The organism is Streptomyces sp. NPDC002232, from assembly GCF_042890295.1.
GTDB lineage: Bacteria > Actinomycetota > Actinomycetes > Streptomycetales > Streptomycetaceae > Streptomyces.
The window spans coordinates 640,262-663,772 of record NZ_JBIARV010000006.1 but is presented as its reverse complement, the minus strand read 5'-3'; the positions used below and the strand labels follow the sequence as shown (position 1 = coordinate 663,772).

Sequence of the window (23,511 nt, the reverse complement as noted above, 5' to 3'; positions counted from 1 at the left end):
TCGCCTCGCCCCCATGGGCCCCCGTCCCGTCGGTCGGGGGCTCGGGTCGTCGTGCTGTGGATCTTGCTTCGCCGCCGGTCTGCGCGGCAGGTGTCATCCTTGGTCTTCGACGGAACCCCGCGTCGGGGAGTAAATTACCCCCTGGGGTATCTGTGGAGGAGTGGCAGTGGAACTCGATCTCGCGGGCGCCGAGCTCAAGTCGGTCCTGAACCGGCTGCGCCGGGCCCAGGGCCAGATCTCCGGGGTGATCCGGATGATCGAGGAGGGGCGCGACTGCGAGGAGGTCGTCACCCAGCTGGCCGCCGCCTCGCGGGCCCTCGACCGGGCCGGTTTCGCGATCATCGCGACCGGGCTCCAGCAGTGTCTGACCGACATCGAGAGCGGACGGAAGAACGGCGAGGACCCCGAGGCGATGCGGGCCCGCCTGGAGAAGCTCTTCCTGTCGCTCGCGTAGGACGGTACGCAAGAAGGGAGCACCCCCCGGGGTGCTCCCTTCCCGCCGTCAGTCGTCCGCCAGGCCCTTCAGCCGCTTCGCGATGCGGGTCAGGCGCTGCCCCTGGTAGCGGGCGGCCTGGAGGACCTCCTCGCCCGGGGCGCCGTTGGCGCCCGGGTGGGCGGTGCCGTACGGGTTGCCGCCGGCCGCGTACACCGCCGGGTCCGTGAAGCCGGGCGACACGATGACCGAGCCCCAGTGGTGGAAGGTGTTGTAGAGCGCCAGCAGCGTCGACTCGTTGCCGCCGTGGAGGTTGTGGGCGCTGGTGAAGGCGGTCGCCGGCTTGTCCGCCATGACGCCCCGCTGCCAGAGCCCGCCCGTCGTGTCGACGTACTGCTTCAGCTGCGCGGCCACGTTGCCGAAGCGGGTCGGGGAGCCGAGCGCGTACGCGTCCGCCCACTCCAGGTCGTCGAGGGTGGCGACCTCCACGTCACCGGTGGCGTCCACGTGGGCGCGCCAGGCCGGGTTCGCGTCGATGGCGGCGTCCGGGGCGAGCTCGGGGACGCGGCGCACGCGCACCTCGGCGCCGGCCTTCTCGGCGCCCTCGGCGACGGCCTGGGCGAGCTGGTGCACGGATCCCGTGGCCGAGTAGTAGATGACGGCGACCTTGACGGACATGGTGAACTCTCCTCAGCCGGGCTCGGACGAGTGAAGCGGATCACTTTCCGCTTTCACGGCTCCGAGTTAAGCGGATTGCTATCCGGTTCGCAAGGGGAACAGGTATGCTCGCACCAGAAAAGGACCGACGGGGGAACGGGGCCGGGCGAACAGGAGTCGACACATGAGCGCGGAGAACCCGCAGGCCGGACACAGGACGGCGGCGCCGGTGCTCAACCTGCTCCCGACCGTCGACGCCCCCGCGCCCGAGCGCGCCGACGCGGCCCGCAACCGGCGCAGGATCCTCGACGCGGCCGCCCGGATCGTCGCCGAGGAGGGCCCCGAGGCGGTCACCATGAACCAGGTCGCCCATGCCAGCGGCATCGGCGTCGGCACGGTCTACCGCCGCTTCGGCGACGTCTCCCAGCTCCTGTGGGCGCTCCTCGACGACCGCGAGCGCCGGTTCCAGGAGGCCTACATGAGCGGTCCGCCCCCGCTGGGCCCCGGCGCCCCCGCCGCCGAGCGGCTCGACGCCTTCCTCGACGCCCTCGTCGACCGGGTCGGGGCGCAGCGCGCCCTGCTGCTCGCGGCGCACTCCGCCGCGCCCCGCGCCCGCTACCACAGCGGCGCCTACCGGGTCATGCACACGCACGTGGCCCTGCTCATCGGACAGCTCAGACCGGGCAGCGACAGCACGCTCCTCGCGCACCTGGCGCTCGCGCCCTTCTCGCCCGACGTGATGCACCACCTGACCGTGGAGCAGGAGCTGTCGGCCGACCGGCTCAAGGCCGGGGTGCGGGAGCTGCTGACCCTGCGGGCCTGAGGCCCGGCCGCCCGGGGACGCGCCGACCGCTCCTCGGACGCTGGTGGACCGGCCGTCGCCCGCCGTCGCAGGATCACGCCATGACCACCTATCTGATCCTCCACGGCTTCCAGAACCACCGCCCGCCCGCCCACTGGCAGCACTGGCTCGCGGACCGGCTGCGCGAGCGCGGCCACGAGGTCCGCTACCCCCAGCTGCCCTCGCCGGACGCGCCGGTCCTCGACGCGTGGCTCGACGCCCTGGAGCAGCACGGGAAGCGCCCGGCCGAGGGCGAGTTCGTGGTCCTCGCGCACAGCCTGTCGGTGCTGCTGTGGCTGCGCGCCGGGCAGCGGCGGCCGGACGCCGACCGGGTCCTCCTGGTCGCCCCGCCGTCCCCCGGCGTCACCGCCTCCATCCCCGAGATCGCCGCCTTCGCCGACGGCCTCGACCTCACGGAGCCGGGACTCGCGGCGCGCCTCGTGTACGGGGAGGGGGACCCGTACTGCCCCGAGGGCGCCGACCTGCACTACGGCATCCCGCTCGGCCTCGACCTGGACCGCGTACCGGACGGCGAGCACCTCAACCCCGACTCGGGGTACGGGGAGTGGCCCTCGCTCCTGGCGTGGTGCGAGGACCCCGCCGTACGGGTGCGGGAAAACGGGGCGCCGTAGCGGCGGCGCGGCCAGTAGCGTCGGGCGGATGCACCCGGAGACAGCACCGTACGAACAGGGCCTGCTCGACGTGGGCGACGGCAACCTCGTCCACTGGGAGGTGTCGGGGAACCCGGACGGCAAGCCCGCGGTCGTCGTGCACGGCGGGCCCGGGTCCGGCTCGTCCCCGGGCGGCCGGCGGCGGTTCGACCCGGAGGCGTACCGGGTCGTCCTCTTCGACCAGCGCGGCTGCGGCCGGTCCACCCCGCACGCGAGCGACCCCGCCGCCGACCTGTCCGTGAACACCACGGCGCACCTGGTGGCCGACATGGAGCGGCTGCGCGAGCACCTCGGGATCGAGCAGTGGCTGCTGTACGGCGGTTCCTGGGGGGCCACGCTGATCCTGGCCTACGCCGAGGCGCACCCCGCGCGCGTGTCAGAGGTCGTGATCGCCTCGGTCACGACCACCCGCCGCTCGGAGACCGCCTGGCTGTACGGGGGCGTCGGCCGCTTCTTCCCCGAGGCCCACGAGCGCTTCCTCGCGGGCGCGGGGCACGCCGCGGACCCCGTCGGGGAGTACGCCGCCCGGATGAACCACCCCGACCGGGCCGTCCGGGAGCGGGCGGCGGCCGACTGGTGCGCCTGGGAGGACGCGGTGCTGTCCCTGGAGGGCATGGGCACCCCGTACACCGACCGCGTCGACGACGCCCGGCTCGGCTTCGTCCGGATCTGCTCGCACTACTTCGCGCACGGCGCCTTCCTGGAGGAGGGCGCGCTGATCCGCGACGCGCACCGGCTCGCCGGCATCCCCGGGGTCCTGATCCACGGCCGGCTCGACATGGGCGGACCGCTCACCACCGCCTGGGAGCTGGCCCGCGCCTGGCCGGACGCCGAGCTGCACGTGGTGGAGCGGGCCGGGCACCTGGGCGGCACGGAGACGGGCGACCTGATCCAGGTGGCCCTCGACCGCTTCGCGAAGACCGGCACGCGCCCCGTCCCGGGCCCGACGGCGACCTGACCGGCGGCCCGGCCGGGGCCTGACCTGGGCGCGACCGGCGGCCCGGCCGCGTCCCGGGCCCGTCCGGTGGGTGAACTCATCGGGCGGGCATCACGCGCGCGCGTGATGATCGATCCATGAGCCCAGAGATCCACCTCGCCCAGCAGCCGGAGGCCGACGCGCTCCTCGGCCGGTCCCCGCTCGCCGCACTCGTCGGCATGCTCCTCGACCAGCAGGTCCCGATGGAGTGGGCGTTCTCCGGCCCGTACACGGTCGCGACCCGGATGGGCCACGACGACCTCGACGCGCACGAGATCGCCTCCCGGGATCCCGAGGAGTTCGCCGCGCTGCTCTCCGAGAAGCCCGCGGTGCACCGGTACCCGGGCTCGATGGCGCACCGGATCCAGCAGCTGTGCCAGTTCCTCGTGGACGAGTACGGGGGCGACGCCGAGGCGGTCTGGGCGGACGCGGCGACCGGGAAGGAGCTGCTCGCGCGGCTCCAGGCGCTGCCCGGCTTCGGGAAGCAGAAGGCGCAGATCTTCCTGGCCCTGCTCGGCAAGCAGTACGGGGTGCGGCCGTCGGGCTGGCGGCAGGCGGCCGGGCTCTACGGCGAGGAGGACTGCCACCGCTCCGCGGCCGACATCACCGGGCCGGAGTCGCTCGCGAAGGTGCGCGCGCACAAGCAGGAGATGAAGGCCGCGGCGAAGGCGGCAAAGGCGGCGAAAGACGGCGGACCGAAAGGGAATTGAGAATTCCACATTTCATTCCTGTGCGACCTGACAGGAATTCGGGCCGATCTGTTCACAGAATGCCCCCGACCTCGCTAACTTCCCCTCAACCTCGTCCGTACCGGGAAGGACTTCTGTGAACGCATCCCAGCGCCGGGCCGCGGCCATCCTCGCCGCCGCCGCCCTCGCCACCCCGCTGGTCCTTGCCTCCCCCGCCACCGCGGGACAGGACCCCTCGGCCGCACCCGCCCGCGATGCCGCCAGGCTGGCGAAGAAGCTGGTCCGCGAAACCACCGCCCAGGACGCCTACAAGCACCTGCAGAAGTTCCAGGCGATAGCCGACTCGGCCGGGGGCAACCGCGCGGCCGGCACGCTCGGCCACGACGCCTCGGCCGCGTACGTCTACACGCAGCTCAAGAAGGCCGGATACGACGTCCGGTACCAGCAGTTCGACTTCATCTACACCCAGACGCTCGCCGAGAAGGCCTCCGTCGTCGCGCCCGCCCCCCGCGCGCTCGACATCAAGGCCATGACGTACACGAAGTCCACCCCGGTCGGCGGCATCACCGCCGAGCTCGCGGCCGTGCCCGTCGACGCCGACGGCTCCACCGGCTGCGAGCCGGGCGACTTCGCCACCGGCGCCTTCACCGGGAAGATCGCGCTGATCAAGCGCGGCGTCTGCTCCTTCGCGATCAAGGCGCAGAACGCCGCCGCGGCCGGCGCCGCCGGGGCGATCGTCTACAACAACGTCGACGGCGCCCTCTCCGGCACCCTCGGCGACCCCGCCTCCGGCAAGATCCCCACCGGCGGCATCAGCCTGGCCGAGGGCACCCAGCTCGCCGCCGACCTCGCCAAGGGCCCGGTCTCGCTCTCCTTCGAGATCCGCCAGCTCCAGGAGAAGCGCGTCACCAACAACGTCATCGCGGAGACCCGCGGCGGCAACGCCGCCAACACCGTGGTGCTCGGCTCGCACCTCGACTCCGTCACCGCGGGCCCCGGCATCAACGACAACGGCTCCGGCTCGGCCGGTCTCCTCCAGACCGCCCTGGAGCTCGCCAAGTCGAAGGAGAAGGTCACCAACAAGGTCCGCTTCGCCTGGTGGTCCGCGGAGGAGGTCGGCCTGCTCGGCTCCGAGCACTACGTCGACACGCTCAGCGAGCTCGGCAAGAAGGAGATCAAGCTCTACCTGAACTTCGACATGATCGCCTCGCCGAACTACGGCCTGTTCGTCTACGACGGCGACAACTCGGACGGCGTCGGCGCCGGCGCGGGCCCCGAGGGCTCCGCCCAGCTGGAGCGCGGCATCACCGACTACCTGGACGGGCGCGGCATCCCGCACGAGGGCACCGACTTCACCGGCCGCTCCGACTACGGCCCGTTCATCGCGGTCGGCATCCCCTCCGGCGGCACCTTCACCGGCGCCGAGGGCATCAAGACGGCGGCCCAGGCCGCGAAGTTCGGCGGCACGGCGGGCGTCGCGTACGACGTGAACTACCACGCCAAGGGCGACGACCTGCGCAACATCGACATGAAGGCCTTCGACGTCAACATCGACGTCATCGCCCACGCCGTGGGCACCTACGCCCACGACATCTCCTCCCTGCGCAAGCCGGTCGTCTCCACCCCGACCACCGGTGACGCGGGCAGCGGCGGCGGCCTGCACGGCGACCACGACGAGGTCAGCTCCTAGGGCGTGCCAGGCGTCGGGGGGCAGACGGGAGCGTGACGACCCGCCCGAGTCAGCGCCTCCGGCGGGCCGTGCCGAAGAGCGAGCGGCTGATCTCCCGGCCCAGCTGGGTGCCGATCGACCGGGCCAGGGACGTGAACATCCCGCTGCCCACCACCTGTTCGGCGAGCGAGGGCTCCTCCTTCGGAGCCCTCGCTCCGCCCTTCGCGGGTTTCTCCGCCGCCTTCGCCTCCTTCGCCGCCTGCTCGGCGGCCGCCGCGTCCAGCGCCGCCGCCTCGGCCGCCCGCTGCTCGGCGGTCAGCTTCTCGTACGCCGACTCCCGGTCCACCGCCTCCGCGTACCGCCCGTACAGCGGCGAGGCCCGCACGGCCGCGTCCAGGGCCGCCGCGTCGACCGGGCCCATCAGCGACTCGGGGGCCCGCAGCCGGGTCGCCGCCACCGGCGTCGGGGCGCCCTTCTCGCTCAGTACGGTGATCACCGCCTCGCCCGTACCGAGGCCGGTGAGCACCTCCTCCAGGTCGTACGGCGAGTTCGGGAAGGTCCGCACCGTCGCCTTCAGGGCCTTCGCGTCGTCGGGGGTGAAGGCGCGCAGCGCGTGCTGCACCCGGTTGCCGAGCTGCCCGAGCACGTCCGGCGGGACGTCCTTCGGGGTCTGCGTCACGAAGAAGATCCCGACCCCCTTCGACCGGATCAGCCGCACCGTCTGCGTGATCGACTCCAGGAACGGCTTCGACGCCCCCTTGAACAGCAGGTGCGCCTCGTCGAAGAAGAAGACCAGCTTCGGCCGGTCCAGGTCGCCCACCTCGGGCAGGTCGTGGAAGAGGTCCGCCAGCATCCACATCAGGAAGGTCGAGAAGAGCTGCGGCTTGTCCTGCACGGCCGGCAGCTCCAGGACCGAGACCGTCCCCCGCCCGTCCGGCGCCGTCCGGAGGAACTCGGACGTGTCGAACTCCGGCTCGCCGAAGAACCCCGAGGCGCCCTGCTGCTCGAAGGCCGTGATCGCCCGCAGGATCACCCCGGCCGTCACCGTCGAGAGCCCGCCGATGCCCTTGAGCTCGGCCTTCCCGGTGTCCGAGACCAGGAACGCGACCACCGCCCGCAGGTCCTTGAGGTCGACCAGCTCCAGGCCCTTGGTGTCGGCGTAGTGGAAGATCAGGCCGAGCGACTGCTCCTGCGTCTGGTTGAGCTGGAGCACCTTGGACAGCAGGACCGGACCGAAGCTGGTCACCGTCGCCCGCACCGGGACGCCGGGGCCGATGCCCCCCAGCCCGTAGAACTCGCAGGGGAAGCCGCTCGCCCGCCACTCCTGCCCCACCTGTCCGGCCCGCTCGCGCACCTTCTCGCCGTCCGCGCCCGGGGCCGAGATCCCGGAGACGTCGCCCTTGATGTCGGCGAGGAAGACCGGCACCCCGTTCGCCGACAGCTGCTCGGCGATCAGCTGGAGCGTCTTCGTCTTGCCGGTGCCGGTGGCCCCCGCGACCAGGCCGTGGCGGTTGAGGACGGGCAGCGGGACGCGGATGCGCGCGTCCGGGTGACATGTGCCGTCCCAGAGCAGAGCCCCCAGTTCGAGTGCCGGTCCGTCGAAGGCGTACCCGGCGGCGATCTCGGCGGCGGGCCCCGCGAGGGGGGCGGGCGGCCCGTCGTGGGACGAGGGCGGCTGCTCGCTGACGCTCATGACGGCACCCCAATTCCGGTTTTGCCACGGTTTGCACCAGCATCCCACTGCCCTCGCGTGGCTGCGCCGGGAGCCGCTGGCCCGGTAGGCTTTCCGTGTGATCTTCAAGCGCATCGGAAACGGAAAGCCGTATCCCGACCACGGCCGGGAAAGCACCCGCCAGTGGGCGGACGTCGCCCCGCGCCCGGTGCGCCTCGACCAGCTGGTGACCACCAAGGGCCAGCTGGACCTGGAGACCCTGCTCGCCGAGGACTCCACCTTCTACGGCGACCTCTTCGCGCACGTCGTGAAGTGGCAGGGCGACCTCTACCTGGAGGACGGACTGCACCGCGCCGTCCGCGCGGCGCTCCAGCAGCGCCAGGTGCTGCACGCCCGCGTCCTGGAACTCGACTGAGCTCGGCCGGGCGGCTCCGCGGCTTCCCCACTGACCCTTTCGGGGTCAGTTCGCGCCCATCCGGACGCGATCACATGATCATCAAGTAGGCATCGCCGACGGGCGGCATTACGCTGCGTTCATGAGCATGCTCACTCCCCCCGGCATGGGCGGAAAGTACCGCATCACGGGGGATGTCTACCCCCGCATGCGTCGCCCCCACCGCCGGCGCAGGATCGCCCTCGCCTCCGCCGCCGCCGTGGTCGTGCTCGGCGCGGCCGGCTGGGGGACGCTGCAGCTCGTCGACGTGTTCTCCGGCGACGGGACGAAGACGACGGCCGGGAAGCAGGCCGACTGCAAACCCGCGCCCAAGGCGAGCGCGACGCCCGCCGCCGCCGCCCTTCCGAAACCCGCGCAGATCACGGTCAACGTCTACAACGCGACGGCGCGCAGCGGGCTCGCCAAGACGACCGCGGACGAGCTCAAGAAGCGCGGCTTCAAGATCGGCAAGGTCGGCAACGCGCCCGTCGCCTACGACAAGAAGGTCCCGGGCGCCGGACTGCTGCTCGGCGCGCCCGCGGCCACGCGCGGCGCCTTCTCGGTCCTCGGCACCCAGCTCGCGGGCGCCACGGCCAAGACGGACACCCGGGGCACGGCGGACGTGGACCTGATCATCGGGACCGCCTTCAAGACGCTGTCCCCGAAGGCGACGGCGGACGCGGCCCTGGTCGCCCTGGCCAAGCCGGCGCCCACGGCGAAGCCCTGCCGGTAGGTCGTGCGCGGCCGATAGGTCCCGCTCGGCCGGGGGTCTCGCACGGCCGGTAGGTACCGCAAGACCGGGACCCCCGGTCGTACGGGAGCTCCCGTACGACCGGATCACGCCCCGCAGGGCCGGTTCCGTCCGGCCCCGTGGAAGCGCTCGGTGTCCTACTCGGCGGAGCCGTACATGCGGTCGCCCGCGTCGCCCAGGCCCGGGACGATGTAGCCGTTCTCGTTGAGCCGCTCGTCGACCGAGGCCGTCACGACGGTCACCGGCGTGCCCGCGAGCTCGCGCTCCATGACCTCGACGCCCTCCGGGGCGGCGAGGAGCACGACCGCGGTCACGTCGTCGGCGCCGCGCTTGATGAGCTCCTGGATCGCCGCGACCAGCGTGCCGCCGGTCGCCAGCATCGGGTCCAGGACGTACACCTGGCGGCCCGAGAGGTCCTCCGGCATCCGCGTCGCGTAGGTCGACGCCTCCAGCGTCTCCTCGTTGCGGATCATGCCGAGGAAGCCGACCTCGGCCGTCGGGAGCAGCCGGACCATGCCGTCGAGCATGCCGAGCCCGGCGCGCAGGATCGGGACCACCAGCGGACGCGGGTACGACAGCTTGACGCCGGTCGTGGGCGTGACGGGGGTCTCGATGTCGACCTGCTCGGTCCGCACGTCCCTGGTCGCCTCGTAGGCGAGCAGGGTGACCAGCTCGTCGGCGAGACGGCGGAAGGTCGCGGAGTCCGTGCGCTTGTCGCGCAGGGTGGTGAGCTTGTGGGCGACCAGAGGGTGGTCGACGACGTGGAGACGCATGACTCAACAGTAGCCCGCCCGCCACTGGCGTCGACCCACCGCGCTGGGGGAAGGTGGGGACACACGGACCCAGCGATGGGGGGTGTGGCAGATGCCCGACCAGCAAGAACCGGCCGACGGAGCCGCCGAGGGGGCGGCCCGGACGCCGGCACCGGAGACCGACGCGGAGCGCCGCAGGCGCCGCGCGCAGTTCCTCCGCGAGCTCGGCGAGGCCAAGGCGCTGCGCGAGCGCGTGCAGCCGAGACGCGCCCGCGCGGCGCGGATGCGCCAGGCGATGCGCATGCGCACCTTCCGCTGGTGAGCGCCCCGGCCGTGCCGCCCGGGGGAGGCGCTGTGCGCCCCCCGCGCGCGCCGGGGTCGCGCGCCCGCCCGATCGCGGGGTCGTTCAGACTGATGCACGACTCAAGAGCCGAAGACCTCTCCTGACGGCGTCGTTTCTGTCACGATGCCGATTGGGCGGGCTCAGGAGCGCGCCGCCGGTACGTCACACCTTCTGATCAGTGGGAGAGAGTCAGGTGTACTTCGCCGCACTGCTCGCGCGCACCGAAGACGGGTGGGAAGCGAGCGACACGGAGCTCGACGACGTGGAGACCCTGTCGGATCTGGCCGAGCTGGCCCGTGAGGCCTCGGACGACGACACGGTGATCGTGTTCATCGAGCAGGAGGACGCGTGGTTCGGGATCGTCCGGATCGAGGGTGAGGAAGACCCTCGGATCTACGTCTCGGACGGCGCCGCCGCCGCCCGTTCCTCGTACGGGGAGATGCTCACCCGGGAGCTCCTCGGTGACGACCTGGACGACCTGGTCGACGACCTGGAGACGCTGGACCTGGACGGCACCGAGGACGGGGAGCCGCTCGACGACGACGCGGAGGACGACGAGGCGGGCTCCGTCGCCGCCGAGGCCGTCCCGGCCGCCCCGGTGGGCGACCGGCTGATCCTGGCGGACCTCGGCATGTCGGCGGAGGACCTGCTGGCCCTCGACAGCGACGCGCTCACGGAGATCGCGGACGCCCTGGGCGCCGCCGAGGTCCTGGAGGCCGTCCGCTAGTGCCGCCCGCAGCACCCGTTCCCCCGCCGGCGGACGGCCCCGCGCCGCACGCCGGGCCCGCCTCCGTGTCCGCCCCGGACCCCGTCCGGGACCCCTGGCGGGACGCCATGCGGCTCGCCATCGCCGAGGCCGACGCGGCCGCCCCGGCCGGTGACGTACCGGTCGGGGCGGTCGTGCTCGGCCCCGACGGCACGGTGATCGCCCGCGCGCACAACGAGCGGGAGGCCACCGGCGACCCCACGGCGCACGCCGAGGTGCTCGCCCTGCGCCGGGCGGCCCGGGTGACCGGCGAGTGGCGGCTGACGGGGTGCACGCTGGTCGTGACCCTGGAGCCGTGCGTGATGTGCGCGGGCGCACTCGTCCAGTCCCGCGTCGAGCGGGTGGTGTTCGGGGCGCTCGACGAGAAGGCGGGGGCGACCGGTTCGCTCTGGGACCTCGTGCGGGACCGCCGGCTGAACCACCGCCCCGAGGTGATCCAGGGCGTCCTCGGCGAGGAGTGCGCCGCCCAGTTGACGGCCTTCTTCCGCACCCGCTGACCTGCGGCGGGATACGGATTTCATCGCAGCCGCACTTTGGGCTAAGCTCTCTCTCGGTAGCGTGTCCGAGCGGCCGAAGGAGCTCGCCTCGAAAGCGAGTGTGGGGAAACTCACCGAGGGTTCAAATCCCTCCGCTACCGCTTCGATCGAAGGGCCCGACGCATCAGCGTCGGGCCCTTCGGCGTATCTTCGCGCGCACGCCCCTGCGCACACCCGTGTGCGTCTCCCGCGCGCACGCCCTGTGCGTCTCCCGCGCTGACACCCGTGCTCGTCTCCCGTGCGCATCTCCCGTGCGTACGAGGGCGCCTACGGAGAAACCCCGGTCCGCGCGGGGCGCGGCCGGGGCCTTCGACGAGGAGGACGGGGGGAACGGCATCGGGGGGACAAGCCGCTCCCCCCGACGAGAACCGGTCCGGCAAGTCCTGCTCCGCGGTCAGGGGGGAAGCACGCGGTGCGGACCCCGCAGTGCGGGCCGGTTCCTTCGAGTCCTTCGGATTCCTGCCAGATCCTCCGGGCTCGCCCTCCATACTGCGCGCCCGTCACCCGTCCGGGGGGCGGCGAAAGGCCCCGATCGCAGGGCCCTTGGTCCATAAGGCCTCGGTTAGAGTGGCGCGGTCGTACGGCGGGGGAACAGGGGAGGGCTGGGCAGATGGCACAGGCGAAGAAGATCGTCCTGTACGCGGTCGTGGTCTTTGTGCTGTACACGATCGTCACCTCCCCGGCCCGGGCGGCCGACCTGGTGCAGGTAGGGTTCGAGGGCATTTCCAGCGCCGCCCAGGGAGTCGGCCAGTTCATGACCGAACTCGTCAACTAGGAGCCCTCCGTGATCCGCCATCTGGTCCTCTTCAAGCTCAACGACGGCGTCTCGCGCGACGAGCCGCGCGTGGTCGCCGGCGTCGAGGCGTTCCGCGCCCTCGGCGGCCAGATCCCGGAGCTGCGCTTCTGGGAGTGCGACTGGAACATCACGGACCGCCCGATCGCGTACGACTTCGCCATCAACTCGGCCGTCGAGGACACGGACGCGCTCCAGCGCTACCTGGACCACCCCGCGCACCAGGCGGGCGTCGCGCAGTGGCGCGAGTTCGCGACCTGGGTGATCGCGGACTACTCCTTCTAGTCCCCTCTTCACCCCCAGGCCCCCTGCCGTCGCGGCGGGGGGCCTTTTCCGTGCGTGACCTCACGTTTTGCGTCAACATGCCCTCAACACGTCACTTTGCGGTGCTTGCACACAGTGGACATGTCTTGTGATGCTATGACCGCTTTTGATGGATGAGTTGACCGTAGTTGACCCAGTCGACCAGCAAGACCAGCCAAAGGGGTGGCGTGAACGTGCCGGCCAGTACAGCACCTCAGGTCCCGCCCCAGCACGAAGCGGGCGGCGGACCGGAGACCCCCCGCGCCCGCCCCCAGAGCACCCGCGGCGCCGACACCCGCGCCCTCACGCAGGTGCTCTTCGGACAGCTCAAGAACCTGGAACCGGGCAGCGCCGAGCACCACCGGGTGCGCGGGGCCCTCATCGAGGCCAACCTGCCGCTCGTGCGGTACGCGGCGGCCCGCTTCCGCTCCCGGAACGAGCCCATGGAGGACGTCGTCCAGGTCGGCACCATCGGCCTGATCAACGCGATCGACCGCTTCGACCCCGACCGGGGCGTGCAGTTCCCCACCTTCGCCATGCCGACCGTCGTCGGCGAGATCAAGCGGTACTTCCGGGACAACGTCCGCACCGTCCACGTGCCCCGCCGGCTGCACGAGCTCTGGGTGCAGGTGAACGGCGCCACCGAGGACCTGACAACCGCGCACGGCCGCTCCCCCACGACCGCCGAGATCGCCGAGCGGCTGCGCATCGGCGAGGACGAGGTGCTCGCCTGCATCGAGGCCGGCCGCTCGTACCACGCCACCTCCCTGGAGGCCGCGCAGGAGGGCGACGGGCTGCCCGGACTGCTCGACCGGCTCGGCTACGAGGACCCGGCCCTGGCCGGGGTCGAGCACCGCGACCTCGTCCGCCACCTGCTCGTCCAGCTCCCCGAGCGGGAGCAGCGGATCCTGATGCTGCGCTACTACAGCAACTTGACCCAGTCTCAGATCAGCCAGGAGCTGGGCGTCTCCCAGATGCACGTGTCAAGGCTCCTCGCCCGGAGCTTCGCCCGCCTGAGATCCGCAAACAGGATCGAAGCGTAAGCAGAACGGGTAGACCGGTTCGGAGCAGTTCTCCGGCACCCCAAATGCCGTACACCCCTTGTTTCCTGCGGAAATGTCAGCTGTCCGTGTCGACAAGTCACTACAGCGTGTTGCCGACATGTGACATTCTGCTGGAACCGAGTTTGCCGCAGCCCCGCCGCCGGTATTCAGGTGGAGGCTGCGTTCCTCAGATGGTCGCGGCCACCGCGACCGTCCGCGACCTCAAGGGGGTGGCATGTCCACAGAACTGGGCAGCTCGAAGGTGCTCACGCTCACGCCCGTTCCCGTGCCCGCGCAGACGACGGCGCCGACCGCGACCGACAGCACGGAGGTCTCGCCGCCGCCGCTGCCGGTCACGCCGGGCGCCCTCGACACCCGCACCCTCTCCCGCTCCCTCTTCCTGCGGCTGCGCGCCCTGGACTCCGAGGGCGCCGCGGCCGACAGCCCGGAGCGGACCTACGTCCGCGACACCCTGATCGAGCTCAACCTCCCGCTCGTGCGGTACGCGGCGGCCCGCTTCCGCTCGCGCAACGAGCCGATGGAGGACATCGTCCAGGTCGGCACCATCGGTCTGATCAAGGCGATCGACCGCTTCGACTGCGAACGGGGCGTGGAGTTCCCGACGTTCGCGATGCCGACCGTCGTCGGCGAGATCAAGCGCTTCTTCCGCGACACCTCGTGGTCGGTGCGCGTCCCGCGCCGGCTCCAGGAGCTGCGGCTCGCCCTCACCAAGGCCAGCGACGAGCTCGCGCAGAAGCTCGACCGCTCCCCCACCGTGCCCGAACTCGCCGCCGTGCTGGGGGTGTCGGAGGAGGACGTCGTCGACGGTCTGGCCGTCGGCAACGCCTACACCGCCTCCTCGCTCGACTCCCCCTCGCCCGAGGACGACGGCGGCGAGGGCTCCCTCGCGGACCGCCTCGGCTACGAGGACACGGCCCTCGAAGGCGTCGAGTACCGCGAGTCGCTCAAGCCGCTGCTCGCCAAACTCCCGCCCAGGGAGCGGCAGATCATCATGCTCCGCTTCTTCGCCAACATGACGCAGTCGCAGATCGGCGAGGAGGTCGGCATCTCCCAGATGCACGTCTCGCGGCTCCTCACCCGCACCCTCGCCCAGCTGCGCGAGGGCCTCATCTCGGACTGACTTCCGCAAACCCGGGTCTGTCTGACGGTTCGTCAGCCAGACTGGGCGCATGAGGCGAAGGAAGCCGGGAGCGGGACTCGTGGCGGTGGCGCTCTGCCTCGGCGGGGCGCTGACCGCGTGCGGCGGAACGGACGACGAGGGGTACGCGGCGGTCGGCGCCGGTCCCTCCCCGAAGGGCGCGGTCGCCCCTTCGGGCGTGGTCACCCTGGTCCCCCTGGAGAGCCCCTCGGCGAGCGGGACGACGTCCAGCACCTCGTCCCCGTCGCCCGGAGCCCCCGGGACGTCCACCACGGGCCCGGGCGGGGCCTCTCCGGACCCTTCCGGGGGCTCTGGGGCCCCCGGGACCCCCGGGCCGCCCGGATCCTCCCGTACGGACACGGGTGCGGGCACGGGTGCGGGCACGGGCACGTCCGCCGGGCCGGGCTCCGGTCCCGGCCCGGGATCGACCGCCGCTCCGACGGCCGCCCCCGGCCACGGCAGCTCGGGCACCGGCGCCCCGCCCCGTACTCCGTCCGCCACGCCCCGGCCCTCCGCGCCCGGCACCGGCACGCCCTCGCCCGCGCCGACCGCTCCTCCCGGGCCCGCCGTGCTCACCGTCTCCGCGCCCGGCCTCGCCGCCGGTGACCGGCGCTGGTGCCAGCGGGTGACCGTGACCTTCCGCAACACCGGTGGCTCCCCGGCCACTTCGGGCACCGTCGGCTTCTCGACGCACATCATCGGGCTGCTCGGCACCGACTGGGCCACGGTCGACTCGCGTCAGCCGCTGCCCGCGCCCATCGCCCCCGGGACGGCCCGGACCGAGACGTACACGGTGTGCGTGGACTCCTGGCGGGTGCCGCTCGGCATGCGGATCGACACCCGCGAGGTCACCGCCGCATGGCGCTGACCAGCACCTCCGCGAACTCCGCCGGATGCTCCACACAGCCCACGTGGCCGCCGGGGAAGACGGTGGTCGCCGCCCCGGTCAGCTTCGCGATCCGCCGGGACGGCCCGACGAGCGCCTCCTGACCCGCCGACTCCCGCCCGACGCCGAGCACCAGCTTCCCGGCGGCGGCGCGCAGCCCCTCCAGGTCCGGGGCCGAGGAGGAGAACGGGCACAGGACGTGCTCCAGGAAGACCGGCATGTTGGCGGCCATGCGCGAGGCCATCGGTCGTATGGAGGCGGGCAGTTCGCCGTGCCGGCGCTCCGGGTCGGGCTCCGGCGCCCGGCCGTCCGGCGTCTCGGCGAACCGGGCCATCGCCGCCGCGAGACCCCGCGTGCGGTGCAGCTCGCGCACCTCGGCGAAGTGCTCGCGGTACGGCGCGGGGTCGGCGAGCAGCTCCACCAGGGGCGGCTCGTGGGCGACGAGGCGGCGCACCCGGTCCGGGCGGGCGGCGAGCAGGGCGAGGGCCACGATGGCGCCGGAGCTGCTGCCGAAGACGTACGCGGGCGCGTCCGGCGAGACGGCGTCCAGGACGGCCAGGGCGTCCTCGCGCCCCTCGGCCACCCGCTGGTCGCCGAGGGGTCCGTCGAGCGGGCTGCGCGACAGGCCGCGCTGGTCGTACGAGACCACCGTGTGTCCGGCGTCCGCGAGCGGGCCGGCCATCCCCTCGAACAGTCCGGCGTCACCGGCGCCGCCCGGGATCAGGAGCAGGACGGGCCCGCCGCCCCGGGACTCGTACCGCAGACGGGCCCCCGGGACCTCGACCGTTCCGACGTTCATGCCGTGTTCCCCCAGTTCTCCAGGACGTGGTGGAGCGCGTCGAGCGAGCGCGCCCAGGACGCGGCGACGGGGCGGGAGTGCGCGAAGCCGCCGCTCAGTTCGAGGTGGATGTAGCCGTGGAAGGTGCTCCGGAGCAGACGGCCCGCGTCGGTGAGGCCGGGTTCCTGGAGGCCGTAGCCGCGGAGCATGCCGTGGGTGAGCTCGACGGCCCGCCGGAGGACGGCGGTGTCGGCGATCTCGTCGGGCTCGATCCGCTGCTGGGTCGCCGCGTACCGCCCGGGGTGGGCGAGGGCGTAGGCGCGGTAGGCGTCGGCGAAGGCGACCAGGGCCTCCCGGCCGGAGCGGCCGGCGACGGCGGCGCCGATGGCCTCGTTCATCTCGGCCGAGGCGAGGAGCGCGAGCCGCACCCGCAGGTCCCGCAGGTTCCTGATGTGCGAGTAGAGGCTCGCGTCCTTGACGCCGAAGCGGCGTGCCAGCGCCGAGACGGTGACGTGGTCGAGGCCCTTCTCGTCCGCCATCTCGGCGGCGGCCCGCACCAGCCCGTCGACGGTGATTCCCGCGCGCACCATGGGCACCACTCATTTCCTAGAGCTCCTAGGAAGAAAGCTAACACCCCTAGCTTTGGCTTGGAAGCGAGAAAGAGCACGACGGCTTCGGTCAGGAAGCGAGAAAGAGCAGACGGCTTCGGTCAGGAAGCGGGAAAGCGCACGCCCGTCAGCCGCTCCGACTCCTCCCACAGCCTGCGGCCCGTCCCGGGGTCGTCCGCGGCCTCGGAGAGGCGCACGCGCGTGGGGTGCCCCCGCAGCTCGCCCATGCCGTCCGGGCCGATGAACTCGCCGCCCGCGACGGTCGGATCGGTCGCCGCGTACAGCTGGGGCAGCGCACCCCGCTCCGGCCGCTGGGCCAGCAGCGGATTGCCGATCCTGCCGAAGAACAGCTTCGCCAGGCCGGAGGTGTCCTTCATCTGGAGGCTCGTGGCGGTGTAGCCGGGATGGGCGAGCACGCTGCGGACCGGGCCGGTGGTCGCGGACAGCCGCCGGTGCAGCTCCTTGCCGAAGACGGCGTTGGCGAACTTCGACTGGTTGTAGAAGGCCATCGGCGCGTATCCGCGCTCACCGCTCAGATCGTCGAAGCGGAGGGAGCCCTGCCGGTGGTTGATCGAGCTGACCGTGACCACCCGGGGATCGGTCCCGGCGGCCAGCCGGTCGAGCAGCAGACCGGTGAGCGCGAAGTGGCCGAGGTGGTTGGCGGCGAACTGGAGCTCGTACCCCTGGGCACTGAGCGTGCGCGGCGGCGCCATCACGCCCGCGTTGTTGACCAGCACGTCCAGGTGCGGGTGCTCCGCGCGCACGCGGTCGGCGAAGGCGCGCACCGAGTCGAGGTCGGCGAGGTCGATCCGCCGGACGGAGAGGAGGCGCGCGTCGACGTCGAGGGACGCGACGGCACGGCGGCCCTTCTCCTCGTCCCGTACGGCGAGGATCACGCGCCCGCCGCGGCGGGCGAGCTCGCGGGTGGTGGCGAGGCCGAGACCGCTGTTGGCCCCGGTGACGACGAACACCCGCCCGGTCTGGTCCGGGATCCGGTCGGCGGTCCAGCGCTGCTTGTCATTCATGCGGCACACGCTGCCCTTCGTGTCACCAAGTGTCAAGTACGCGACTTGGTGCCATCGAAGGCACCGCGTTACCATCGGGGCCGTGACCACCCTCGCCCAGCGCAAACGCCAGCTCGTCGCGACCGAGCTCACCGAGGCGGCGCTCCAGCTGCTCGCCCTCCGGGGCTTCGACGCGGTGACCGTCGACGAGATCGCGACCACCGCGGGAGTCTCCAAGCGGACCTTCTTCCGCTACTTCGCATCGAAGGAGGACGTGGTCGTCCAGTTCCTGGCCGGCATGGGCGCCGACATGCGCGCGGGGCTCGCCGCCCGGCCCGCCGGGGAACGCCCCTCCGAGGCGCTCCTCCACACCGTCTCCGTACCGCTGGCCGCCTGCGAGGACCACGCCGACCGCGCCCTGCCCGTGGTCCGGCTGATCCTGCGGACGCCCGCGCTGCACGCCCGCCTCCTGGAGCACCAGGCGCGGTGGCGCGAGGAGCTGACGGAGGAACTGGGGACCCGGCTCGCGCGCGATCCCGCGACCGACCTGACCCCGCGGCTCGCGGCGGGCATGGCCCTGACCGCGTTCGAGGCGGTGCTCCAGCGGTGGAGCGAGGGCGCGGGCGCCGAGGACCCGGGCGCACTGATCGCGGAGGCCTTCGCCCTGCTCGCGCCCGCGCTGGACGCGACGACGGCCGAGTAGAGGAGAGAGAAGCAAAGAAGGAGGGGCCGGTCCGCTCGACGCGGACCGGCCCCTCCTCTCGGGGGGTCGGAGGTTCAGCCCAGGGCCAGCCAGGCGACGGCCGCCAGGACGACGATCACCGCGACGACGCCCACGATCAGGCCGACGCGCGGGCCGCCCGACTGGGCCGCGGCCTGCGGCTGCCGCTGCTGCGGGGTGCCCTCGTCGACGAAGGCGCGGAACATCTGCGTGCTGCCGGCGGGGTCGTAACCCTCGGGGCCCTGAGGGGGCTGGCCCTGGCCGTACGGTGCTTGGGGGTTGTGTGCCATGGGCCAGGACCCTAGCGAAGACGGGGTGGCGGGCCCAAGCCCCGGCACCGCCGATCCGGCTTTGCCGATTCTTTAGCGCCGTTTGACCGATTTAGTTTGCCTGAAGCAACCATCCATCTCTATGGTTGCTCTAAGCAACAAGATGGACAGGGGGTGCCCGATGGCGACGCGGAACCGGTACGAGGATCTCGCCCGCTCGGTGAGTGCGATCGGAGCCGTGAAGCGCGGGCTCGCCCGTGTCCTGCCCGTCGACTGCCAGGGCGGCTCGGCGGCCGTGCTCGCCCTGGTCAAGCACCACGGCGACATGCGGATGAGCCGCCTCGCCGAGCTGATGGCCGTCGACATGTCCGTGTGCAGCCGCCATGTGGCGCACACGGTGGAACGCGGCTGGATCGAGCGACTGCCCGACCCGGACGACAAGCGCTCCCGCATCCTGCGGCTCACGGAACCGGGCCACGCGAAGCTCGGCGAACTCGACGGCCGTGTGACCGAGGCCTTCTCGCGTCACCTCTCGGAGTGGTCCGACGACGACGTCGAACTCCTCACCCACCTGCTCGCCCGCCTCCGCGACTCCTTCGGGGACTGCCGGGCCCAGGCCCACCACGCTTGAGAAAAAGGAAGTTCATGGCTACGACCACGCCCGACACCGGTGCGCGGGACGGCGTCACCGGTACCGGCGGTGGCGGCGAGACCGCCCCGATGACGCACCGGCAGATCATGGAGGCGCTGTCCGGGCTGCTGCTCGGCATGTTCGTCGCCATCCTGTCCTCGACGATCGTCTCCAACGCCCTCCCCCAGATCATCACCGACCTCGGCGGCGGCCAGTCCGCCTACACCTGGGTCGTCACGGCCGCGCTCCTGGCGATGACCGCGACCACCCCGCTCTGGGGCAAGCTCGCGGACCTCTTCTCCAAGAAGCTGCTCGTCCAGATAGCCCTGATCATCTACGTCACGGGCTCGATCGTCGCCGGTCTCTCGCAGAGCACCGGCATGCTCATCGCCTGCCGTGTCGTCCAGGGCGTCGGCGTCGGCGGTCTGACCGCCCTCTCCCAGATCATCCTGGCCGCGATGATCGCCCCGCGTGAGCGCGGCCGCTACAGCGGCTACCTCGGCGCGACCTTCGCCGTCGCCACCGTCGGCGGCCCGCTCCTCGGCGGCGTCATCACCGACACCGACTGGCTCGGCTGGCGCTGGTGCTTCTACGTCGGCGTGCCCTTCGCGATCATCGCGCTGATCGTCCTGCAGAAGACCCTGAAGCTCCCCGTCGTGAAGCGCCAGGTCAAGGTCGACTGGGCGGGCGCCTTCTTCATCAGCGCCGCCGTCTCGCTGCTCCTCGTGTGGGTCACCTTCGCGGGCGACAAGTACGACTGGATGTCCTGGCAGACGGCCGCGATGGTCGGCGGCTCGATCCTCCTCGGCGCGGTCTTCGTGCTCGTCGAGTCCAAGGCGAGCGAGCCGATCATCCCGCTCCGCCTCTTCCGCAACCGGACGATCACCCTCGCCTCGCTGGCCTCGCTCGCCGTGGGCGTCGCGATGTTCGCCGGCACGGTCTTCTTCAGCCAGTACTTCCAGCTGGCCCGGAACGAGTCGCCGACCATGTCCGGCGTCCTCACCATCCCGATGATCAGTGGCCTGTTCATCTCCTCCACCGTCTCCGGTCTGGTCATCACCAAGACCGGCCGCTGGAAGGCCTGGCTGGTCAGTGGTGGCGCCCTGGCGGCCGGCGGCCTCGGCCTGCTCGGCACGATCCGCTACGACACGGCGTACTGGCACATCGCGATCTTCATGGCGGTCCTCGGCCTCGGCCTCGGCATGATGATGCAGAACCTGGTGCTCTGCACCCAGAACCAGGTGGCCCCCGCCGACCTCGGCGCCGCCTCCTCCACCGTCACCTTCTTCCGCTCCCTGGGCGGTGCGATCGGTGTCTCGGCGCTCGGCGCGGTCATGGCCCACCGGGTCACGGACTACGTCAAGGAGGGCCTGACCGAGCTCGGTCCGAAGGCCGCGGCCGCCATGGGCAAGGGCGGCTCGGGCGGTGGCATCCCCGACATGGACAAGCTGCCGGCCCCGATCCGCACGGTCATGGAGGACGCGTACGGCCACGGTGTCGCCGACGTCTTCCTCTACTCCGCGCCGTTCGCGCTGCTCGCCTTCGTGGTGACCCTGTTCATCAAGGAAGTCGCGCTGAAGAGCAACGCGGAGAAGGCGGAAGCCAAGTAGAAGAGCTCCCGGCCTCGCTTCGAGCGGAGGCGCGGCCGGGCCGAGGACGGAGCGGCGGGCAGGGGACGGCCCGCCGCTCCGTCATTTCTGCGTCGCGGCCCGCCGCGGCCGGTGTTAACCCCGCGGCCGGTCTCACCCGCCGCGGCCGGTCTCAGCCGTCGCGGCCGGTCTCAGCCGTCGCGGCCCGCCGCGGCCGCTCTCAGCCGCGCGGGGCCTCGCGCGCGACCATGACCTCGATGCCCGCGATCAGTACGTCCAGGGCGTAGCCGAAGTCGCGGTCCCAGATGACGCTGAGGCTGCCGTGCGAGGTCCGCTCGTCGAGGATCTCCCTCAGCCCCTCCACCTGCTCCGCGAAGTCCTCGTCGTCGCGGAAGGCGTTCACCGACTCCACGTAGAAGTCGTCCTGCGACATGCCGGCCTCCGCCGCGCGCCGGCCGAACTGGGACTCGATCGTCCCGTAGCCGTACACGAACTGGAAGACCGCCGACATCGCGCTCGGCCGCCGGTCCAGCGGCAGCCCGGTCTCCGCGACCGTCTCGTGGATCTTCTGCCCGACGGCGATCGCGTTCGGGCCGATGTTCAGGTACTGGCCGGCGCTCGGTGACAACCAGGCGTGGCGGACCAGCATCCGCCGGTAGTCCAGGGCGAGCAGGCGGATCCGGTCCCGCCAGTCCCCGGCGGCGTCGACCGCGGCGAGGTCGATCTCCCCGTAGACGCTGTCCGTGGCGTACTCGAGGATGTCGTCCTTGGTGTCCACGTACCAGTAGAGGGACATCGCCGTGACGTTCAGCTCGGTCGCCAGCTTGCGCATCGACAGCTTGGCCAGGCCCTCCTCGTCGAGCATCCGGATCGAGGCGGCGACGATCCGGTCCCGGTCGAGCCCGGCCGGGCCGCCACCGCTGCGGGCGGCCCTCTTCTCCAGCCAGACGCTGGAACGCGCCGGGTCCCTGGCCCGATCGGCTGCCTTGACCATCGCGTTCCTCCGTCTGTCAGCGGTCCGTGACCATGCTAGGCAGCGACCGCCCGCTCGGACGCCACGGCCTTCTCCGCGCGTTCGGCCCGCCTGAGCAGCGCCGCCGCGAGCAGACCGCCGGCGAAGACGGCGATCGCGCCGACCAGCTGGCTGGTCTGGAGGCCGGAGGCGAAGGCGTCCGAGATCTGCCGGCGCTCGGCGTCGCCGCCCGCGGCGGCCAGCGCGGCCGGGAGCGAGCTGGCGGTCACGGCGACCAGCGCGGCGAAGCGGGCGTTGAGCACGGCGCCGAGCACGGCGACGCCCAGGCCGTTGCCGAACTCGGCCAGGGTGCCGTTGATGCCGGCGCCCACGCCCGCCTTCTCCGGCGGGATCGCGCTCATCACCGCGTTGGCCATGGCCGGGGAGGCGACCGCGATGCCGACGCCCATCAGGACCAGGCCGAGCAGCATCCCCCAGTAGCTGCCGTCCGTACCGCCGCCGAGCAGCGAGATCGAGGTGAGTCCGGCCGCGACCAGCGTCATGCCGAGCACGACCGTGGGCGGGGTGCCGAGCTTCACGACGATCCGGGGGCCGACGCCGGTCAGGTTGAGGCCGACGATCGTCAGGGCGAGCGGCGCCATCCGCAGACCGGCTTCGAGCGGCTCGTACCCGAGGACGAACTGCAGGTGCTGGGTGAGCAGGAAGAGCGAGCCGCCCATGCCGAAGACGACCAGGATCGAGCCGCCGATGGCGCCGATGAACTTCTGGTTCCGGAAGAAGTGCATGTCGAGCATGGGGTACGGGGTGTGCAGCTCCCACAGGGCGAAGGCGCCCAGACCGGCGACGCCGACCGCGGCCGGGACGAGCACCGGGGCGGAGAGCCAGCCGTGCTCGGGGCCGCTGATGATCGCGTACACGACGGCGGTCATGCCGAGGGTGGAGAGCAGCGCGCCGAGCAGGTCGGGGCGCTCGCCCTGCGGGTTCTTGGACTCCGGGACGAGCTTGAGGACGGCGACGAGCGCGAGGACCGCCACCGGGATGTTGATCAGGAAGATCATTCCCCACCAGAAGTGGTCGAGGATGACGCCGCCGATCAGCGGGCCGCCGGCGAAGCCGAGCGAGGCGACGGTGGACCAGAGCGCGATGGCCTTCACCCGCTCGGAGTCGTCGAAGATCTGCATGACGACGGCGAGGGTCGTCGTCATGAGGAGCGCGCCGCCGACGCCCATGCCCGCGCGGGCGGCGATCAGCTGCCCGGTGGAGCCGGCGAGGCCGGCGGCGAGCGAGCCGAGGCCGAAGAGCGCGAGACCGGCGGCGAGGAGCTTCTTGCGGCCGTAGCGGTCGGCGGCGTTCCCCGCGGTGAGCAGCAGGCCGGACTGGACGAGCGAGTACGCGTTGATCATCCACTGGATGTCGGTGGTGGAGGCGTGGAGTTCGGAGGTCAGCGAGGGGATGGCGACGCTGAGCACGGTGTTGTCGAGCAGCACGGTGAGCTGGGCGAGACAGATGACGCCGAGGATCAGCCAGCGCTGCGGATGGCCGCCGGTAGCTGTCATGGCAGGAGA

General features: G+C 72.1%; 28 protein-coding genes and 1 tRNA gene. 20 read left to right on the top strand and 9 right to left on the bottom strand.

Annotated elements, in window-relative coordinates; all coding sequences use genetic code 11:
- Positions 1-166: 166 nt before the first annotated feature.
- Positions 167-454: a metal-sensitive transcriptional regulator gene (locus tag ACFYXU_RS31245; protein WP_329856224.1), complete on the top strand. Its 288-nt coding sequence runs from the start codon at positions 167-169 to the stop codon at positions 452-454.
- Positions 455-502: 48 nt separating this feature from the next.
- Here the strand turns inward: ACFYXU_RS31245 and wrbA are convergent, their stop codons facing one another.
- Complete coding sequence (gene wrbA, locus ACFYXU_RS31240) at positions 503-1,111, bottom strand: NAD(P)H:quinone oxidoreductase (protein ID WP_329856223.1); 609 nt, start codon at positions 1,109-1,111, stop codon at positions 503-505.
- Positions 1,112-1,274: 163 nt separating this feature from the next.
- On the opposite strand from wrbA, the gene ACFYXU_RS31235 reads away from it, so the two are divergent.
- The 5 genes from ACFYXU_RS31235 to ACFYXU_RS31215 all read left to right on the top strand — a co-directional run bounded on the left by ACFYXU_RS31235 (position 1,275) and on the right by ACFYXU_RS31215 (position 5,957).
- Positions 1,275-1,913, top strand: coding sequence for a TetR/AcrR family transcriptional regulator (locus ACFYXU_RS31235; protein ID WP_389407916.1), 639 nt, complete (start codon positions 1,275-1,277; stop codon positions 1,911-1,913).
- An 80-nt stretch (positions 1,914-1,993) separates the two neighbouring features.
- Positions 1,994-2,563, top strand: coding sequence for an RBBP9/YdeN family alpha/beta hydrolase (locus tag ACFYXU_RS31230; RefSeq protein ID WP_376507631.1), 570 nt, complete (start codon positions 1,994-1,996; stop codon positions 2,561-2,563).
- A gap of 28 nt (positions 2,564-2,591) precedes the next feature.
- Entirely contained in the window at positions 2,592-3,560 is a 969-nt protein-coding gene (gene pip / locus ACFYXU_RS31225; RefSeq protein WP_389461041.1) for a prolyl aminopeptidase, read from the top strand.
- 116 nt (positions 3,561-3,676) lie between these two features.
- Complete coding sequence (locus ACFYXU_RS31220; RefSeq protein ID WP_329856217.1) at positions 3,677-4,288, top strand: HhH-GPD-type base excision DNA repair protein; 612 nt, start codon at positions 3,677-3,679, stop codon at positions 4,286-4,288.
- A gap of 115 nt (positions 4,289-4,403) precedes the next feature.
- Positions 4,404-5,957 carry a M28 family metallopeptidase gene (locus ACFYXU_RS31215; protein WP_376507629.1) on the top strand — a complete coding sequence of 518 codons (1,554 nt, stop codon included), beginning with the start codon at positions 4,404-4,406 and terminating at the stop codon, positions 5,955-5,957.
- A gap of 49 nt (positions 5,958-6,006) precedes the next feature.
- Here ACFYXU_RS31215 and ACFYXU_RS31210 read toward each other — a convergent pair whose 3' ends face one another.
- Positions 6,007-7,629, bottom strand: coding sequence for a helicase HerA-like domain-containing protein (locus tag ACFYXU_RS31210; RefSeq protein WP_389461039.1), 1,623 nt, complete (start codon positions 7,627-7,629; stop codon positions 6,007-6,009).
- A 97-nt stretch (positions 7,630-7,726) separates the two neighbouring features.
- Between ACFYXU_RS31210 and ACFYXU_RS31205 the strand changes: the two genes are divergently transcribed.
- Positions 7,727-8,023: a type II toxin-antitoxin system VapB family antitoxin gene (locus tag ACFYXU_RS31205; protein ID WP_030209440.1), complete on the top strand. Its 297-nt coding sequence runs from the start codon at positions 7,727-7,729 to the stop codon at positions 8,021-8,023.
- A gap of 121 nt (positions 8,024-8,144) precedes the next feature.
- On the top strand, positions 8,145-8,774 hold the full coding sequence (locus ACFYXU_RS31200) for a LytR C-terminal domain-containing protein (protein WP_361397094.1): 630 nt from the start codon (positions 8,145-8,147) through the stop codon (positions 8,772-8,774).
- A 155-nt stretch (positions 8,775-8,929) separates the two neighbouring features.
- Here the strand turns inward: ACFYXU_RS31200 and upp are convergent, their stop codons facing one another.
- Positions 8,930-9,565, bottom strand: coding sequence for a uracil phosphoribosyltransferase (upp, locus tag ACFYXU_RS31195; RefSeq protein ID WP_015034991.1), 636 nt, complete (start codon positions 9,563-9,565; stop codon positions 8,930-8,932).
- A gap of 91 nt (positions 9,566-9,656) precedes the next feature.
- On the opposite strand from upp, the gene ACFYXU_RS31190 reads away from it, so the two are divergent.
- The 9 genes from ACFYXU_RS31190 (at position 9,657) to ACFYXU_RS31150 (ending at position 15,355) form a co-directional block, all read left to right on the top strand.
- Complete coding sequence (locus ACFYXU_RS31190; RefSeq protein ID WP_329856209.1) at positions 9,657-9,866, top strand: hypothetical protein; 210 nt, start codon at positions 9,657-9,659, stop codon at positions 9,864-9,866.
- A gap of 214 nt (positions 9,867-10,080) precedes the next feature.
- Positions 10,081-10,614, top strand: coding sequence for a hypothetical protein (locus ACFYXU_RS31185; protein ID WP_361397434.1), 534 nt, complete (start codon positions 10,081-10,083; stop codon positions 10,612-10,614).
- Between the two features lie 107 nt (positions 10,615-10,721).
- Positions 10,722-11,150 (top strand): tRNA adenosine(34) deaminase TadA, encoded by a 429-nt coding sequence (tadA, locus tag ACFYXU_RS31180; protein WP_329856318.1) that lies wholly within the window; start codon positions 10,722-10,724, stop codon positions 11,148-11,150.
- A 55-nt stretch (positions 11,151-11,205) separates the two neighbouring features.
- Positions 11,206-11,290, top strand: a tRNA-Ser gene (locus tag ACFYXU_RS31175).
- A 509-nt stretch (positions 11,291-11,799) separates the two neighbouring features.
- Positions 11,800-11,964: a hypothetical protein gene (locus ACFYXU_RS31170; protein WP_329856207.1), complete on the top strand. Its 165-nt coding sequence runs from the start codon at positions 11,800-11,802 to the stop codon at positions 11,962-11,964.
- A gap of 9 nt (positions 11,965-11,973) precedes the next feature.
- Positions 11,974-12,267 (top strand): Dabb family protein, encoded by a 294-nt coding sequence (locus tag ACFYXU_RS31165; protein ID WP_329856205.1) that lies wholly within the window; start codon positions 11,974-11,976, stop codon positions 12,265-12,267.
- Positions 12,268-12,479: 212 nt separating this feature from the next.
- Positions 12,480-13,328, top strand: a complete 849-nt coding sequence (locus tag ACFYXU_RS31160; RefSeq protein WP_329856204.1) for an RNA polymerase sigma factor SigF — start codon at positions 12,480-12,482, stop codon at positions 13,326-13,328.
- A 235-nt stretch (positions 13,329-13,563) separates the two neighbouring features.
- Positions 13,564-14,469: an RNA polymerase sigma factor SigF gene (locus ACFYXU_RS31155; protein WP_361397102.1), complete on the top strand. Its 906-nt coding sequence runs from the start codon at positions 13,564-13,566 to the stop codon at positions 14,467-14,469.
- 49 nt (positions 14,470-14,518) lie between these two features.
- Positions 14,519-15,355: a hypothetical protein gene (locus ACFYXU_RS31150; protein ID WP_389461037.1), complete on the top strand. Its 837-nt coding sequence runs from the start codon at positions 14,519-14,521 to the stop codon at positions 15,353-15,355.
- Here the strand turns inward: ACFYXU_RS31150 and ACFYXU_RS31145 are convergent.
- From ACFYXU_RS31145 to ACFYXU_RS31135, 3 genes are all read right to left on the bottom strand, one after another.
- On the bottom strand, positions 15,336-16,172 hold the full coding sequence (locus tag ACFYXU_RS31145; RefSeq protein WP_389461035.1) for an alpha/beta fold hydrolase: 837 nt from the start codon (positions 16,170-16,172) through the stop codon (positions 15,336-15,338). The genes ACFYXU_RS31150 and ACFYXU_RS31145 overlap by 20 nt on opposite strands.
- Positions 16,169-16,741, bottom strand: a complete 573-nt coding sequence (locus tag ACFYXU_RS31140; protein ID WP_389461033.1) for a TetR/AcrR family transcriptional regulator — start codon at positions 16,739-16,741, stop codon at positions 16,169-16,171. Before ACFYXU_RS31140 ends, ACFYXU_RS31145 begins: the two co-directional genes overlap by 4 nt.
- Positions 16,742-16,860: 119 nt before the next feature.
- Positions 16,861-17,784, bottom strand: coding sequence for an oxidoreductase (locus ACFYXU_RS31135; protein ID WP_376507622.1), 924 nt, complete (start codon positions 17,782-17,784; stop codon positions 16,861-16,863).
- Positions 17,785-17,866: 82 nt separating this feature from the next.
- Between ACFYXU_RS31135 and ACFYXU_RS31130 the strand changes: the two genes are divergently transcribed.
- Positions 17,867-18,466 carry a TetR family transcriptional regulator gene (locus ACFYXU_RS31130; protein WP_376507621.1) on the top strand — a complete coding sequence of 200 codons (600 nt, stop codon included), beginning with the start codon at positions 17,867-17,869 and terminating at the stop codon, positions 18,464-18,466.
- 74 nt (positions 18,467-18,540) lie between these two features.
- Here ACFYXU_RS31130 and ACFYXU_RS31125 read toward each other — a convergent pair whose 3' ends face one another.
- Positions 18,541-18,774 (bottom strand): hypothetical protein, encoded by a 234-nt coding sequence (locus ACFYXU_RS31125; RefSeq protein WP_361397119.1) that lies wholly within the window; start codon positions 18,772-18,774, stop codon positions 18,541-18,543.
- Between the two features lie 160 nt (positions 18,775-18,934).
- On the opposite strand from ACFYXU_RS31125, the gene ACFYXU_RS31120 reads away from it, so the two are divergent.
- Together ACFYXU_RS31120 and ACFYXU_RS31115 are read left to right on the top strand one after the other, a co-directional pair.
- Positions 18,935-19,384, top strand: coding sequence for a MarR family transcriptional regulator (locus ACFYXU_RS31120; RefSeq protein WP_329856193.1), 450 nt, complete (start codon positions 18,935-18,937; stop codon positions 19,382-19,384).
- A gap of 14 nt (positions 19,385-19,398) precedes the next feature.
- Positions 19,399-20,994, top strand: a complete 1,596-nt coding sequence (locus ACFYXU_RS31115) for an MDR family MFS transporter (RefSeq protein ID WP_389407909.1) — start codon at positions 19,399-19,401, stop codon at positions 20,992-20,994.
- Between the two features lie 199 nt (positions 20,995-21,193).
- On the opposite strand, the gene ACFYXU_RS31110 is transcribed toward ACFYXU_RS31115, so the two are convergent.
- A complete protein-coding gene (locus ACFYXU_RS31110; protein WP_376507619.1) occupies positions 21,194-21,967 on the bottom strand; it encodes a TetR/AcrR family transcriptional regulator in 774 nt (257 codons plus the stop codon).
- Between the two features lie 35 nt (positions 21,968-22,002).
- A complete protein-coding gene (locus ACFYXU_RS31105) occupies positions 22,003-23,502 on the bottom strand; it encodes an MFS transporter (protein WP_389461030.1) in 1,500 nt (499 codons plus the stop codon).
- Positions 23,503-23,511: the final 9 nt, after the last annotated feature.

Excerpts from the sequence above, each read along its gene's own strand:
- wrbA (WP_329856223.1), bottom strand. The coding sequence starts at position 1,111 with ATGTCCGTCAAGGTCGCCGTCATCTACTACTCGGCCACGGGATCCGTG.
- ACFYXU_RS31220 (WP_329856217.1), top strand. The coding sequence starts at position 3,677 with ATGAGCCCAGAGATCCACCTCGCCCAGCAGCCGGAGGCCGACGCGCTC.
- ACFYXU_RS31210 (WP_389461039.1), bottom strand. The coding sequence starts at position 7,629 with ATGAGCGTCAGCGAGCAGCCGCCCTCGTCCCACGACGGGCCGCCCGCC.
- ACFYXU_RS31155 (WP_361397102.1), top strand. The coding sequence starts at position 13,564 with ATGTCCACAGAACTGGGCAGCTCGAAGGTGCTCACGCTCACGCCCGTT.
- ACFYXU_RS31170 (WP_329856207.1), top strand. The coding sequence starts at position 11,800 with ATGGCACAGGCGAAGAAGATCGTCCTGTACGCGGTCGTGGTCTTTGTG.
- ACFYXU_RS31110 (WP_376507619.1), bottom strand. The coding sequence starts at position 21,967 with ATGGTCAAGGCAGCCGATCGGGCCAGGGACCCGGCGCGTTCCAGCGTC.
- pip (WP_389461041.1), top strand. The coding sequence starts at position 2,592 with ATGCACCCGGAGACAGCACCGTACGAACAGGGCCTGCTCGACGTGGGC.
- tadA (WP_329856318.1), top strand. The coding sequence starts at position 10,722 with ATGCGGCTCGCCATCGCCGAGGCCGACGCGGCCGCCCCGGCCGGTGAC.
- ACFYXU_RS31235 (WP_389407916.1), top strand. The coding sequence starts at position 1,275 with ATGAGCGCGGAGAACCCGCAGGCCGGACACAGGACGGCGGCGCCGGTG.
- ACFYXU_RS31190 (WP_329856209.1), top strand. The coding sequence starts at position 9,657 with ATGCCCGACCAGCAAGAACCGGCCGACGGAGCCGCCGAGGGGGCGGCC.
- ACFYXU_RS31105 (WP_389461030.1), bottom strand. The coding sequence starts at position 23,502 with ATGACAGCTACCGGCGGCCATCCGCAGCGCTGGCTGATCCTCGGCGTC.
- ACFYXU_RS31230 (WP_376507631.1), top strand. The coding sequence starts at position 1,994 with ATGACCACCTATCTGATCCTCCACGGCTTCCAGAACCACCGCCCGCCC.
- ACFYXU_RS31150 (WP_389461037.1), top strand. The coding sequence starts at position 14,519 with ATGAGGCGAAGGAAGCCGGGAGCGGGACTCGTGGCGGTGGCGCTCTGC.
- ACFYXU_RS31140 (WP_389461033.1), bottom strand. The coding sequence starts at position 16,741 with ATGGTGCGCGCGGGAATCACCGTCGACGGGCTGGTGCGGGCCGCCGCC.
- ACFYXU_RS31115 (WP_389407909.1), top strand. The coding sequence starts at position 19,399 with ATGGCTACGACCACGCCCGACACCGGTGCGCGGGACGGCGTCACCGGT.
- ACFYXU_RS31145 (WP_389461035.1), bottom strand. The coding sequence starts at position 16,172 with ATGAACGTCGGAACGGTCGAGGTCCCGGGGGCCCGTCTGCGGTACGAG.
- ACFYXU_RS31135 (WP_376507622.1), bottom strand. The coding sequence starts at position 17,784 with ATGAATGACAAGCAGCGCTGGACCGCCGACCGGATCCCGGACCAGACC.
- ACFYXU_RS31125 (WP_361397119.1), bottom strand. The coding sequence starts at position 18,774 with ATGGCACACAACCCCCAAGCACCGTACGGCCAGGGCCAGCCCCCTCAG.
- upp (WP_015034991.1), bottom strand. The coding sequence starts at position 9,565 with ATGCGTCTCCACGTCGTCGACCACCCTCTGGTCGCCCACAAGCTCACC.
- ACFYXU_RS31120 (WP_329856193.1), top strand. The coding sequence starts at position 18,935 with ATGGCGACGCGGAACCGGTACGAGGATCTCGCCCGCTCGGTGAGTGCG.
- ACFYXU_RS31200 (WP_361397094.1), top strand. The coding sequence starts at position 8,145 with ATGAGCATGCTCACTCCCCCCGGCATGGGCGGAAAGTACCGCATCACG.